The sequence below is a fragment of the Modicisalibacter ilicicola DSM 19980 genome, from assembly GCF_900128925.1.
Lineage (GTDB): Bacteria > Pseudomonadota > Gammaproteobacteria > Pseudomonadales > Halomonadaceae > Modicisalibacter > Modicisalibacter ilicicola.
Window position 1 is genome coordinate 184,812 of sequence record NZ_FQUJ01000005.1, and the last position, 12,461, is coordinate 197,272.

General features: G+C 63.9%; 12 protein-coding genes. 7 read left to right on the top strand and 5 right to left on the bottom strand.

Features of this window, described 5'->3' with window-relative positions; translation table 11 throughout:
- Nucleotides 1-175: 175 nt before the first annotated feature.
- The 3 genes from BUA41_RS07000 (at nt 176) to BUA41_RS07010 (ending at nt 4,215) form a co-directional block, all read left to right on the top strand.
- Entirely contained in the window at nt 176-1,681 is a 1,506-nt protein-coding gene (locus BUA41_RS07000; RefSeq protein WP_072821153.1) for a fumarate hydratase, read from the top strand.
- 94 nt (nt 1,682-1,775) lie between these two features.
- Nucleotides 1,776-3,194, top strand: coding sequence for a cardiolipin synthase (gene cls, locus BUA41_RS07005; protein ID WP_072821155.1), 1,419 nt, complete (start codon nt 1,776-1,778; stop codon nt 3,192-3,194).
- A 103-nt stretch (nt 3,195-3,297) separates the two neighbouring features.
- Complete coding sequence (locus BUA41_RS07010; protein ID WP_072821157.1) at nt 3,298-4,215, top strand: LysR family transcriptional regulator; 918 nt, start codon at nt 3,298-3,300, stop codon at nt 4,213-4,215.
- Nucleotides 4,216-4,230: 15 nt separating this feature from the next.
- On the opposite strand, the gene BUA41_RS07015 is transcribed toward BUA41_RS07010, so the two are convergent.
- Nucleotides 4,231-5,301 (bottom strand): bifunctional nicotinamide-nucleotide adenylyltransferase/Nudix hydroxylase, encoded by a 1,071-nt coding sequence (locus tag BUA41_RS07015; protein ID WP_072821159.1) that lies wholly within the window; start codon nt 5,299-5,301, stop codon nt 4,231-4,233.
- Nucleotides 5,302-5,404: 103 nt separating this feature from the next.
- Here BUA41_RS07015 and BUA41_RS07020 point away from each other — a divergent pair, with 103 nt between their 5' ends.
- Both BUA41_RS07020 and BUA41_RS07025 read left to right on the top strand, forming a co-directional pair.
- Entirely contained in the window at nt 5,405-6,706 is a 1,302-nt protein-coding gene (locus BUA41_RS07020; protein WP_072821161.1) for an O-antigen ligase family protein, read from the top strand.
- Nucleotides 6,693-7,616: a YihY/virulence factor BrkB family protein gene (locus BUA41_RS07025; protein WP_072821357.1), complete on the top strand. Its 924-nt coding sequence runs from the start codon at nt 6,693-6,695 to the stop codon at nt 7,614-7,616. Before BUA41_RS07020 ends, BUA41_RS07025 begins: the two co-directional genes overlap by 14 nt.
- Here the strand turns inward: BUA41_RS07025 and BUA41_RS07030 are convergent.
- Nucleotides 7,598-8,662 (bottom strand): Glu/Leu/Phe/Val family dehydrogenase, encoded by a 1,065-nt coding sequence (locus tag BUA41_RS07030; RefSeq protein WP_072821163.1) that lies wholly within the window; start codon nt 8,660-8,662, stop codon nt 7,598-7,600. The two genes, BUA41_RS07025 and BUA41_RS07030, sit on opposite strands and share 19 nt — an antisense overlap.
- A 188-nt stretch (nt 8,663-8,850) precedes the next feature.
- Between BUA41_RS07030 and yccX the strand changes: the two genes are divergently transcribed.
- Nucleotides 8,851-9,123, top strand: coding sequence for an acylphosphatase (yccX, locus tag BUA41_RS07035; protein ID WP_084671248.1), 273 nt, complete (start codon nt 8,851-8,853; stop codon nt 9,121-9,123).
- 5 nt (nt 9,124-9,128) lie between these two features.
- Here yccX and BUA41_RS07040 read toward each other — a convergent pair whose 3' ends face one another.
- The 3 genes from BUA41_RS07040 to BUA41_RS07050 are packed head-to-tail and all read right to left on the bottom strand — an operon-like array spanning nt 9,129 to nt 12,009.
- A complete protein-coding gene (locus BUA41_RS07040; protein WP_072821167.1) occupies nt 9,129-10,070 on the bottom strand; it encodes a nucleoside hydrolase in 942 nt (313 codons plus the stop codon).
- 27 nt (nt 10,071-10,097) lie between these two features.
- Nucleotides 10,098-11,018, bottom strand: a complete 921-nt coding sequence (locus BUA41_RS07045) for a ribokinase (RefSeq protein WP_072821168.1) — start codon at nt 11,016-11,018, stop codon at nt 10,098-10,100.
- 55 nt (nt 11,019-11,073) lie between these two features.
- Nucleotides 11,074-12,009, bottom strand: a complete 936-nt coding sequence (locus BUA41_RS07050; protein WP_072821170.1) for a D-2-hydroxyacid dehydrogenase — start codon at nt 12,007-12,009, stop codon at nt 11,074-11,076.
- Nucleotides 12,010-12,188: 179 nt separating this feature from the next.
- Between BUA41_RS07050 and BUA41_RS07055 the strand changes: the two genes are divergently transcribed.
- Nucleotides 12,189-12,458 (top strand): FmdB family zinc ribbon protein, encoded by a 270-nt coding sequence (locus tag BUA41_RS07055; protein ID WP_072821172.1) that lies wholly within the window; start codon nt 12,189-12,191, stop codon nt 12,456-12,458.
- Nucleotides 12,459-12,461 lie beyond the last annotated feature (3 nt).

Genomic DNA, 12,461 nt, shown 5'->3' on the forward strand with positions numbered 1-12,461 from the left:
GTTTTTTATACCGTTAACTTTCTCTGCTTCTACCGAACAACATGCTTATCGACTCAGACTTAGGGAGCCTGCAAGAGCCACATGCATTGGCTTATAATCCTGGCCACCATGCATGGCCTCAAAACTGAACAATAGCGCCTGAAAAAAGCCTATCCTTCGAAGGAGTTCTTGCCTCATGACCGTGATTCGCCAGGACGACGTGATCCAGAGCGTCGCCGACGCCCTGCAGTACATCTCCTACTACCACCCCAAGGATTTCATCGCCGCGATGCACGAGGCGTACCAGCGCGAGGAAAATCCGGCGGCGCGGGACGCCATCGCCCAGATCCTGATCAATTCGCGCATGTGCGCTATGGGGCATCGGCCGATCTGCCAGGATACCGGCATTGTCACGGTCTTCGCGCATGTGGGCATGGACGTCCGCTGGGAAGGCGACATGAGCCTCGACGACATGATCAACGAAGGAGTGCGCCGAGCCTACCAGAACCCGGACAACGTGCTGCGCGCCTCGATACTCGCCGATCCCGATGGCAAGCGGCAGAACACCAGGGACAACACGCCTGCGGTGATCCACCACCGGCTGGTGCCGGGGGATACCCTCGAGATCCATGTGGCGGCCAAGGGCGGCGGCAGCGAGGCCAAGTCGAAGTTTGCCATGCTCAACCCCTCGGATAGCGTGGTGGACTGGGTGCTGGAGCAGTTGCCGAAGATGGGTGCCGGCTGGTGCCCGCCGGGCATGCTGGGCATCGGTATCGGCGGCACGGCCGAGAAGGCCATGGAGCTTGCCAAGGAGGCGCTGCTCGATCCCATCGACATCCAGGAGCTGCAAGCCCGAGGCGCTTCCAGCCGGGCCGAGGAGTTACGACTCGAGCTGTACGACAAGGTCAACCAGAGCGGGATCGGGGCTCAGGGCCTTGGAGGGTTGACCACCGTGCTGGATATCAAGGTCAAGGACTATCCGACCCACGCGGCCAACAAGCCGGTGGCGATCATTCCCAATTGCGCGGCCACCCGCCACGTGCACTTCACCCTCGACGGCAGCGGTGCCGCCGCGTTGCCGGCACCCAGGATCGAGGATTGGCCCGAAATTACCTGGGAGGTGAGCGAGAACGTGCGTCGGGTCAACCTCGACGAAGTCACTGCCGAGGACGTGCAGCACTGGCAGCCCGGCGATACCGTGCTGCTCTCCGGCAAGCTGTTGACCGGACGTGACGCCGCCCACAAGCGCATGGTCGACATGCTGGCCAAGGGGGAGCCCCTGCCGGTGGACATGCGAGGGCGCTTCATCTATTACGTCGGCCCCGTCGATCCGGTGCGCGACGAGGTGGTCGGGCCGGCAGGGCCGACCACGGCCACCCGGATGGACAAGTTCACCCGCACCATGCTCGAAGAGACCGGACTGCTGGGCATGGTCGGCAAGGCCGAACGCGGCCCCATGGCGATCGAGGCGATTCGCGACAACCAGGCGGTCTACCTGATGGCCGTGGGTGGGGCAGCCTACCTGGTCGCTCAGGCCATCAAGAAGGCGCGGGTGGTCGGTTTCGAGGACCTGGGCATGGAAGCGATCTACGAGTTCGAGGTCGAGGACATGCCGGTCACCGTGGCCGTGGACAGCCGCGGCGAATCCGTTCACCAGAGCGGCCCAGCGAAATGGAAGGAGATCATTGCCGCCCATGCCTGATAGGATGAGGTGAGCATGTGTCGCGGCCCCGCACGAATGCGGGGCCGCGCTTTTTGGCTATCGTTTCACTGCAACATCGAGACAGGGAGAGGTGATGACCTCTTGGCTGCTGGGCCTGGGAATCTTTCTAGTGCATGTGCTGGGGGCGGTGTCTGCGGTACTGGCGCTGATGTCGAGTCGCACCTCCCAGGGGGCCATTGCCTGGATCGTCTCGCTGGTGACCTTTCCGTACGCGGCGTTGCCGGCCTACTGGTTCTTCGGTCGCCCGCGTTTCTACGGCTATGTCTCGGCACGTGGCGAACGGGATACGGCACTGCGTCGCGTGCTGGCCCGTTACCGGCCGCTGATCGAACCCTATCTGGCAGACGCCCGGGAAGGCAACGTGCGTGCCGTCGAGCAGCTGGCGATGATGCCCTTGACCAGCGGCAACTGCGCGGAACTGCTGATCGATGGCCAGGCCACGTTCGATAGCCTCTTTGCCGGCATCGATGAAGCCGGGTCCTATATCCTCATCCAGTTTTTCATCGTCCGGGAGGACCGCCTGGGCCTGGAGCTCAAGCGGCGGCTGGAGCGTCAGGCCCGTCGGGGCGTGCGCATCCACTTTCTCTATGACGAGGTGGGGTGTCGCCGACTCGGTGACGGCTACCTGCGCGATCTGCGGGAGGCGGGCGTCGAGGTCAGTGCCTTCAACTCGTCCCGGGGCGTGCGACATCGTTTTCAGCTCAATTTCCGCAACCACCGCAAGATCATGGTCGTCGATGGCAAGTTCGGCTGGACCGGCGGATTCAACATCGGCGTGGAGTACATGGGGGAGCATCCTCGGCATGGCCCCTGGCGAGACACCCATCTGAAGCTTTCCGGGCCCAGCGTCCTCGGGCTGCAGGAAGCCTTCTGGGAGGATTGGCACTGGGCGACAGGCAGTGTGATCGCCCTGGACTGGGAGCCACGCATCACCTGCGAAGAGTGCCAGAACGTGGTGATCGTCCCCTCCGGCCCGGCGGATACCCAGGAGACCGCCAGCCTGCTGGTGCAGAATGCCATCCATGATGCCGAGTACCGCTTGTGGCTGACCAGCCCCTACTTCGTGCCGGATCAGGGCGTGCAGGATGCGCTGCGTCTGGCCGCGTTGCGGGGCGTGGATGTGCGCGTGATGATACCCGAGCGACCCGACCACCTGCTGGTGTTCCTGTCGGCGTTTTCGTTTCTTCCCGAGATGTTGCGGGTCGGCGTGAAAATATACCGTTATCAACCTGGGTTTCTACACCAGAAAGTCATGCTGATCGATCATCACAGCGCCTCCGTGGGCACCGTCAACCTGGACAACCGCTCCTTTCGTCTCAACTTCGAGATCACGGCCTTCATACCCGACCGACGTTTTGCCCATGAGGTGCAAGTCATGCTCGAAAGTGATTTCGCCAACTGCCGACAGCTCACCCTGGACGAACTGGAGCGTCGCCCGATGTGGCGCAAGCTAGTATCCCGTGCCGCTTACCTGTTGTCGCCGATCCAGTGACCACGACGTCCTGCATGGTGAGCCGTCTCGCGCTTGGGTAAACTAGCGGTTTTTATCGATCGCCCATTGCTCGGTCGTGTCGGGAACGGGTTAGGGAGTCGTGGTGAACCTTGAAACCAAATGGCTGGAAGACTTCGTCGCCCTGGCCAATACACGCAGTTTTTCCACCTCGGCACGCCAGCGCCATGTCACGCAACCGGCCTTCAGCCGGCGGATTCGCTCGCTGGAGCAGGCGGTGGGCACGACCCTGGTGGATCGTTCCACGACCCCGGTCGGTCTGACCCCGGAAGGGCAGCTTTTCCTGGTCACTGCCCGCAACCTGGTCGAACAGCTCAATGAAAGTCTCGGTCATCTGCGGGGGTTGTCGATCGCCAACGAGGCGCTGGACGTGGTGGCCGCGCATTCGCTGGCGCTGGATTTCTATCCGCGCTGGATTTCCCAGTTGCAGAAGGGGGTGGGGGAATTGCCGACCCGGCTGGTGGCGATGAACGTTGGCGATGCCATCCATGTGCTCCGCGAGGGCAACTGCGATCTCATGCTCGGCTACCACGACCCCTACGCCACGATGCAGCTCGATGCGGAGATATTTCCTTCCTTCTCCATCGGCAAGGCCAAGATGATTCCGGTCTGCATCCCCGACGACCGGGGGCGGCCACTCTTTCCCCTGGTCGGCAGCGAGCCGATCTCCTATCTGGCCTACACCCAGGGCGCCTTCCTGGGGCGCAGCGTGCGCATGCTGCTCAAGAACGAGCCGCTTCGCCTGCGATTGAAGACGATCTACGAGACCGCCATGGCCGAAGGGCTCAAGGGCATGGCGTTGCAGGGGGTCGGCATGGCCTGGATACCCGATTTCTGTATCCGCACGGAACTCAACACGGGACGGCTCGTGCGTGCCGGGAACGAAGAGTGGGACATCCCCCTGGAAGTGCGCCTCTACCGCTGCTCCCTGGTGCACAAGCCCGGTGTCGAGAAGCTGTGGCGGCAGATGATGACGCTGCCCCGGGACTTCCTGCAGGCTTGATCGAGCGGGAGGCGGCTAGGGGGCTACTCCGCCGGCAGGCAGCCCCAGGAAGTTCTGGATGATGAAGAAGTGATCCTCGAAGAGTGTATCGGGTTCGAGATCGGCCAGGGCCACCCAGCGGGCGCTGTCGCCGCCCTTGACCGGTTTCAGGCGCGGCAACTGCTGGTCCGGGCGCAGGGCGAAGTAGAAGGCCTCGGCCAGGGTGCGTCCGCGCCAGCTGCGATGAGGCTCGTCGAACAGCCGCTGGCCGCGCAGGGAGCCCTTGAGCACCGGTTCCGGAACCTTGAGGCGCACCCGTTCCCGCAACTCGCGCAGGCAGGCATCGAGAAGACGCTCGTGGGGGTTGATGAACCCCCCGGGCAACGCGAGCAGCCCCTTGCCCGGTGCCGCGGTGCGCTTGACCAGCAGCACATGGCCCGACTGCACCACCACCGCATTCACGGTGGCGAAGATCGGTGGATAGGGCGCCTGGGCCCAGGCGCTGCGATACTGCTCGAGCAGGTGCTGTTCCTCGAGTAGCTGGCGGTAGGCTGCGGTATCGTGAAAGGCCTTCAGGGCGCGGTGCACCCCGGGGGGAAGGTCGTGCGCCGCCCCGGTGGAGAGATAATCCGATGCCGAGGCGCTCGAATGGAACAGGCGCTCACGAATTCGGCTGGCCGAGATGCCCTCCACCAGGGGCACGCTGACGGACTCCCACTGCGGAAACAGGCTGAGATAGTAGCTCGATTGGCCCCGGCTGGCACCGATCAGGCCGATCCGCGGCAGCTTGCCCTCACTGGGTCGCGCGATATCACGGACCTTGCGCTGCACGTCGCGTACCCAGACATCATCGTTGTAGAGCGCATCGAGCAGCGGTGCGATCTCGAGGCGCTGATTCTCCTGGCTGTCGAAGCAGCTGCGCAGCATGTCGCGACGCTCCTCGAAGCGCCAGGGGTTGCGCAGCGATCGTGCCTGCCAGGCGGAGCCGCTGAGCACGATGACCTGTCGCGCACGATTCAGCGCCTCGCGGACCACCGCCAGATGGCCAAGATGGGGAGGTTGGAAGCGCCCGATGAAGACCAGGCAGTCGAAGTCGTAATTGGGCATTGGGTCGGGTCCGGCGCGAGTGCCATTGGTGTTGCCGTGAATCTGGCGGGTCATTATGGTCGGCTGTCGGGCGCGTCACAAGACAGCACGGACGAGGAAAGGCATGAGCGGTTATACGAGTCTATCGGTGTTCCTGCTGGGGGCGGTCGCGCTCGTCCTGCCTTGGGGCTATTTCGTCGGACCGGTGCTATTGCTGCTGGGCAGTGTGGTCTTGCCGATCGCGCGCCCCCGGCTGGCGCTGAGCCGCGCCGAGTGGCTGATCATCGGGGCCCTGGTGCTCTATGCCGTGGTCAACATGCTCGGGACCGGGTGGCGCATGCAGCCGCCACCGAGGTTGGCCGAGGCGGGGCATGCGCTTTTCGCCATTCCCGGCTTGCTGCTGCTGTTGGCCTATCCGCCCCGGAAGGCTGCGGTATGGGGCGGTGTGGCGGTAGGCAGCGTGATCGCCGGGGCCTGGGCAAGCTGGCAGAAGTTTGTCGCTGACGCTGTGCGTGCCCAGGGGTTCGTGGACAAGATACAGTTCGGCAACCTGAGCCTGCTGCTGGGTGTCCTCTGTCTCGCCGGCCTGGGCTGGGCGCTTAGTCGGCATACGCGCTCCGGCAGACGAGCCTGGTGCCTTCTGCTGGGGCTGGGCGCCCTCTGCGGCATCCTGGGCTCCTTTCTCTCCGGCAGTCGCGGCGGGTGGTTGAGCTTCCCCCTCATGCTCGTGGTGTTGTACCTGGGCTACGGGCGCCGTCTGTCCCGGCACTGGCAACTGGGGCTGGCGGCACTCTTCGTGATCGGCCCCATGGTCGCCTATGCGGTCCCTCCCCTGGGGGTGCAGGAGCGTGTGCAGCGCGTATTCACCAGTTACACGGAATTCGTGGAACAGGGAGACCCGACGAACTCGGTGGGGGCCCGCCTGGAAATGTGGCGTAGTGCGCTCATCCTGATTCCCGAGCGACCGCTACGAGGCTGGGGACAATCGGGGTACGAGCGTGCACGGGACGGCTTGATCGAGAAGGACGTGGTTCACCCCTACCTCGGGAAGTTCGATCACGTCCACAATGACATCCTGGATGCCTGGCTCAAGCACGGGCTGGCCGGTCCGGTGTCGCTATTGGCCCTGTACCTGGCGCCGCTGGGCTTGTTTGCAAGACACCTGCGCGACCCGGACCTGCCACTGCGTGCGTTCGCCGTGGCTGGAGCCGTGTTGCCGGCGGCCTATGCGGGATTCGGTTTGACGCAGACCTTTCTCGCCTTCGATAGTGGTATCGTGATGTATGTCTTCTGGCTGGTGGTGCTATGGGCCGGAGTGCGGCATCGGCGCGAATCGTTGTCGCCCGATGGGGTCGGGGGCGGCAGAAGCGTGCTGCCAGGGAATGATAAGACGAATGTACCGGGGAGTGCCTGTGATCAAGGATGAGATCATCAGCTGGTTTCGTATCGTGCGCAATGCCGTTCAGCTCTGGCTGAATCACAACGCCTTCAGCTATGCAGGTTCCCTGGCGTTCTACACCCTGTTCTCCCTGGCGCCGACGATCATCATTGCCGTGACGATCATCGGCCTGGTGCTCGGCGAAGAGGCCGCGCAGGGCCAGATCGTCGCACAACTGTCGGATATGGTGGGAGAGGGCGCGGCAACGGCCGTCGAGAATGCCGTCGCGCAATCGCGCATCGAGGCCTCGGGCCCCGTTCCGACCCTCTTGGGTATCGGAGCGTTGCTGGTGGGGGCCACGACGGTCTTCGCCCAGATGCAGTTTTCGCTCAATACCCTGTGGGGAGTGACCCCTCGGCCGGATCGCAGCGGGATCCTGCAGTTTCTCAAGAGTCGCTTCCTTTCCCTGGCGGTCGTCCTGGCGATCGGCTTCGTGCTGCTCGTCTCGCTGATCGCCGGCGTGGCGGTGCAGGCGGTGTTTCAATTTGCCAGCGGCTGGTTGCCCTGGGTCAAGGGCCTGCTGGGTGGCGCCGAGCTGCTGCTTTCCCTGCTGGCGGTCACCCTGTTTTTCGCGACCCTGTTCAAGGTGTTGCCGGATGTCGTGCTCGGCTGGCGTGATGTGATGGTGGGGGCGGCAATCACTGCCGTGCTGTTTTCCATCGGGCGCTTCGGTATCGCCGCCTACCTGGCCTACACCGCCACGGCGTCGACCTACGGTGCGGCGGGTTCGCTGGTGCTGATCCTGCTGTGGGTCTACTACTCGTCGTTGATCCTGCTCTTCGGAGCGGCGCTTACCCGCGCCCACCTCGAGGAGCGGGGCAAGCCCATCGTGCCACGCAACATGGCAGTAAGGGTCAAGCATGAACTGATGACCGGCAGTCACACCTCTGGCGATTGACCGAAGAGGGGCGAAAAGCGTTCCTCGGCAAGGCGGTCGGCGATTGGCGCGGGGCTGCACTGTTCCTGGCTTGCACGATCGAAGATTTCATCCAGGGTACGCTCGATGCTGGCGATGTGGGCCATGACCCGGTCGTGACTGTAATCCTCCCGGCGTTGCCAGGCCACCTCGATGAGGCCGCCGGCGTTCGCCACATAGTCCGGCGTGTAGAGAATGCCGCGCTGGTGTAGCCGGTCGGCCATTTCGGCCGTGGCCAGTTGGTTGTTGGCGGCCCCGACGACGATGCGCGCCTTCAGGCGCTCGCAGACCCGGCTGTCGAGCACGGCCCCCATGGCGCAGGGAGCGAAGATGTCGGCATCGACAGCGAAGATGTCGAGCGGGGACACGATATCGGCCTGCAACTCCTTGGCCAGCTGTTTCACAGCCTGCGTGTCGACATCCGCAAGCACCAGGCGTGCGCCAGCCGCATGCAGGTGGCGCGCCAGATGGGCGCCGACGTGCCCGACACCCTGAATGGCGACCCGCAGGCCGGCCAGGTCGTCACGTTCGAAACCATGACGCACCGCACAGCGCAGCGCATTGAAGACCCCCCAGGCAGTGAAGGGCGAAGGGTCCCCCGATTCCTCGCCCTGACGCCGCAATCCCGAGACGTGCTCGGTCACCCCGGCGATGACCCGCATGTCTTGCTCGCTGCTACCCGAATCTTCCGCGGTGATGTAGCGACCCCCCTGGGTGGCGATCAACCGGCCCATCGCCTCCAGCAGAGCAGGCGTCTTCTGGCGTTTGGGATCGGCGATGATCACGGCCTTGCCCCCGCCCAGGGGCAGGTTGGCCAATGCTGACTTGTAGGTCATTCCCCGGGCGAGGCGCAGCACATCCGCCAGGGCCCGCTCCTCGGTCGGGTAGGGATAGATGCGCAACCCGCCGAGTGCCGGGCCGCGACAGGTGTTGTGAATGGCAATGATCGCCTGCAAGCCGCTGCGGCGGTCGCTTCCGTAGACGACCTGCTCATGGTGATCGAAATCCGGATGGGCGAAGAGTGTCATTGTTATTGCCCCCTTGAGAACTCCCGGGCGGGTGAGATGCACCCAGCGTCGCCGGGGTGGAGTCGTCACACAAAGCTTGTGGCTTTCAGCTTTCAGCCTAAGCCAAGACGCACGGAATTTCTTGGTTTTGGGTACCCGGCGCAATGATGCTAGAAAAGGAAGGTCGATCACTTCAAGGAGCGAACATCATGGGGCAGTACTGCATCAGAGCCACCGTCAGCGGTCGCGTTCAAGGCGTGGGCTATCGGCATGCCGTGCGCCGGCAAGCGCTGGAGTCGGAATTGACCGGTTATGCCAGCAACCTTGCCAATGGCGATGTGGAGGTCGTGCTGTGCGGGAACCGAGAGAGAGCCGAACGGGTAGCCGACTGGCTATGGCAAGGGCCACCCCCGGCGCGGGTGACCCAGGTCGAACTGGAAGAGATGGCCTGGTGCGAATATACGGCCTTCACGACCGACTGAGGCGATCAGCTCAGCACGTCGACGATCCACTCCACCACCCGTGCACCTTGGGCATCGAGGCACACTTCCACGCTAGGGGTGGCCGACCAGCGTTCGTCGAGGAAGGGACGCCCCTCGGGTGCGAAGACGGTCTGGCCTTCGGCGAAGCCCTCGGTCACGACGGTCAGGTGCCCCCGGGCAGTGGTGAACAGGTCGGGACGCATCAGCCAGGCGAGGGCGCAGCTGTCATGGGGGCAGCAGCCATCGATGCCGAGGAATTGGCGGTAGAAGTCGCTGTAGAAGCCGTAGCTGTCCGCCAGTACCTTGCCGAGGCGGCCCTGTCCGGCGGCGATCCTGTCCATGTCCTGGGGGCTCAGCACGCAACGATGCGTGGCGTCCAGTCCGACCAGGGTCAGCGGCCAGCCCGCCGTCAGCACCCGGGCCGCGGCATGGGGATCGTTGAACATGTTCGCTTCGGCCACCGGCGTGACATTGCCGCCCTCCCTGATCGAGCCGCCCATGATCACGACCTGCTTGACCTTGCCGGTAATGCTCGGATCGAGTTGCAGCGCCGCCGCGAGATTGCCCAGCGGCCCCACCGCGACCAGGGTGATGTCTCCGGGGCGAGCATTGACCTGCTCGACGAGGAATTCGGCGGCGCTCGAGGACAGCGCCTTGCCTTGTACCTCAGGAAGTTCGATGTCGCCCAGGCCATTGCCGCCATGGATGTGTGCCGGGGCGGGGTGCTTCGCCTTGACCAGTGGCGCGGCAGCTCCCTGGGCGACGGGGATCTCCTGTTCCGCCAGTTCCGACAGCAGCAGGGCATTGGCGGTCGCGGTATCGATGTCCACGTTGCCGTAGGTGGTGGTCAGTCCCAGCAGTTCTATCTCGGGGTGAACCAGGGCAATGGCGATCGCCTGGGCATCGTCGATACCTGGATCGGTATCGAAAATGATCGGTGTGGTCATGGGTGCTTCCTTGTCGTGTGAATGAAATCAGGCTTCGCGAAGTTCGAGGTCGGGCCACCCTCGGGTCGCGTCCTCGACCTCGCTGATCACCGGGATGCTCGGGGCGGCGCCTTCGCGTTGCACGCACAGGGCGGCGGCGGAACTCGCCAGGCGCAATGACGCTGGAATATCGGCACCTTGCTGGCGAGCCGCCATGAAATAGCCGATGAACGTATCACCCGCGGCGGTGGTATCGCGTGCTTCGACCCGGTAGGCGTTCAGGTCCAGGCGCGTGTCACCGTACTGATAGCACACCCCCTCCTGGCCCAGCGTGAGAACGATTTCCACCTCGGGCAGGCGTTGGCGAAGGGCATCGAGGAGCTGCTCGCGTGGCGCCTGTTCGTCCTGGTCGACCAGGCCGGCTGCCTCGCCACGGTTGAGGAACAGCAACTGGCATCTTTCCAGGGGAAGACGCAGCACATTGGCCGCCATCGGGGCAGGGTTGAAGGCCACCTGCAAGCCGCGCTCCTCTGCCAGAGCGATGAGCCTGTCCAGGGCGTTGCATTCGTTCTGCAACAGGAGCCAGTCGTCCTCGGCAGTGGAGGCCAGCAACTCATCCTGCCGGGCATCGGTGAACCCGTGGTTGGCTCCCGGGTGAAGTATGATGGCATTCTCGCCGTGGTCATCCACCTGGATCAGGGCATGACCGCTGGCCTCTGCGGTCAGCTCGATCTGGCCGGTGTCCACACCGGCAGTGGAGAGCGTCTCCAGCACCCAGCGATCGCCGTGACCGAGGCGGCCCCAGTGCGCCACGTTGCCTCCTGCCCGGGCCATGGCCAGCGATTGGTTGGCGCCCTTGCCGCCCAGGACCTGCCGGTAGCTACGGCTGGAGAGGGTTTCCCCGGGGCGGACCAGATGGGGCACCCGATAGACGTGGTCGATATTGATCGAGCCGTAGTTGTAGAGCATAAGCGTTCCTGTCCGGTGCCTTCCTGGGCGAGTTCGAAGAAATGAAATGAGGCGCTCATGAATTCTTGAATGACCTCAGGTTTTCTACAGTCAATCGCACGACATTCGCCCGCGCCTCCGGCGTTATCCAGGCATTGTGCGGCGTCACGAGAAGATTGAGTGGTTCGTCGAGGGCGTCGATCAGGGGGTGGCCATCGCGAGGAGGCTCCTCGGGTAACACGTCTACCCCGAGCCCACCGAGGCACCCGTCGCGCAACGCTTCCAGGGCTGCCTCTTCGTCGATGATGGCGCCTCGAGCGCAGTTGATCAGCAAGGCATCCGGTTTCATGCGCGCCAGCATCGCTTCATCGACCAGGTGACGCGTCTCGTCGGTCAAGGGGCAGTGCAGGCTGAGGACGTCGATGCTTGCAGCGAGTTCGTCAAGTGCCGGGCGTTCATCCTGGGCCTCGCTGCCGGGGCGGGCAGTGAAGATGACCTCCATGCCGAATGCCTCGGCAAGGTGCGCCACGGCCTGCCCGAGTTCGCCACTGCCGACGATCGCCAGGCGCTTGCCGGCCAGTTCCAGGGTGCGGTGATCGAGCAGGCAGAAGATGGGGCTCCTGTTCCAGCGGCCCTCGCTCACGTCGCGTCGATAGAGGGGCAGGCGATTGGCCAGGCCGAGCATCAGCATCAGGACGTGCTGTGCCACGCTGGCCGTACCGTAGGCCGTCACGTTCTTGACCGCGATGCCCTGTTGTTCGGCTGCTGTCATGTCGATGTTGTTGGTACCGGTCGCCAGCACGCAGATCAGTTTCAAGCGCGGCAGGGAGGCCAGCAGCTCACCATCCAGGACCACCTTGTTGACGATGGCCACCTCGACATCCCGGAGCCGTTCCGCGCACTGCTCCGGCGCCGTGAGATCGTGAACATCGAGCGACTCGACTTCCTCGCGGATAGGGCTCAGATCGATGTCCTCGCCCAGGGTGGCGGCGTCCAGGATAACGGCCTTCATTCATGCCTCCTCAAGTAAATCGTGAACATGGGTTCGGCCTTGCCCGGCGGGGGCCGCTACACGCTATAATATGCGGCTTTCGCAGCCATCTTGGAAAGCGTGTCGACAGGCCCTATATCGTCAGTCACCGCCGATTGTGCACTCGTCGCGGTTCGTTTGGTCTCTGAGAGTAGAAAACCATGCCCATCTATGAATACCAGTGCAAGGCCTGTGATCATCGTTTGGAAAAGCTGCAGAAGGTCAGCGCCGCGCCATTGACCCAGTGCCCCCAATGTCGGCAGCCGGAGCTGTCCCGACTGATTTCCGCCGCCGGCTTTCGGCTAGCGGGAGGTGGCTGGTACGAAACCGATTTCAAGTCGGCCGGCCAGAAGAATCTGGCAGGAGACAGTGGCGACAAGCCATCGACGAAGCCCGAAGCCAAGCCGACCGACAGCAAGGCGACCGCCTAGCCT

Excerpts from the sequence above, each read along its gene's own strand:
- BUA41_RS07000 (WP_072821153.1), top strand. The coding sequence starts at position 176 with ATGACCGTGATTCGCCAGGACGACGTGATCCAGAGCGTCGCCGACGCC.
- cls (WP_072821155.1), top strand. The coding sequence starts at position 1,776 with ATGACCTCTTGGCTGCTGGGCCTGGGAATCTTTCTAGTGCATGTGCTG.
- BUA41_RS07015 (WP_072821159.1), bottom strand. The coding sequence starts at position 5,301 with ATGCCCAATTACGACTTCGACTGCCTGGTCTTCATCGGGCGCTTCCAA.
- BUA41_RS07020 (WP_072821161.1), top strand. The coding sequence starts at position 5,405 with ATGAGCGGTTATACGAGTCTATCGGTGTTCCTGCTGGGGGCGGTCGCG.
- BUA41_RS07030 (WP_072821163.1), bottom strand. The coding sequence starts at position 8,662 with ATGACACTCTTCGCCCATCCGGATTTCGATCACCATGAGCAGGTCGTC.
- yccX (WP_084671248.1), top strand. The coding sequence starts at position 8,851 with ATGGGGCAGTACTGCATCAGAGCCACCGTCAGCGGTCGCGTTCAAGGC.
- BUA41_RS07040 (WP_072821167.1), bottom strand. The coding sequence starts at position 10,070 with ATGACCACACCGATCATTTTCGATACCGATCCAGGTATCGACGATGCC.
- BUA41_RS07045 (WP_072821168.1), bottom strand. The coding sequence starts at position 11,018 with ATGCTCTACAACTACGGCTCGATCAATATCGACCACGTCTATCGGGTG.
- BUA41_RS07050 (WP_072821170.1), bottom strand. The coding sequence starts at position 12,009 with ATGAAGGCCGTTATCCTGGACGCCGCCACCCTGGGCGAGGACATCGAT.
- BUA41_RS07055 (WP_072821172.1), top strand. The coding sequence starts at position 12,189 with ATGCCCATCTATGAATACCAGTGCAAGGCCTGTGATCATCGTTTGGAA.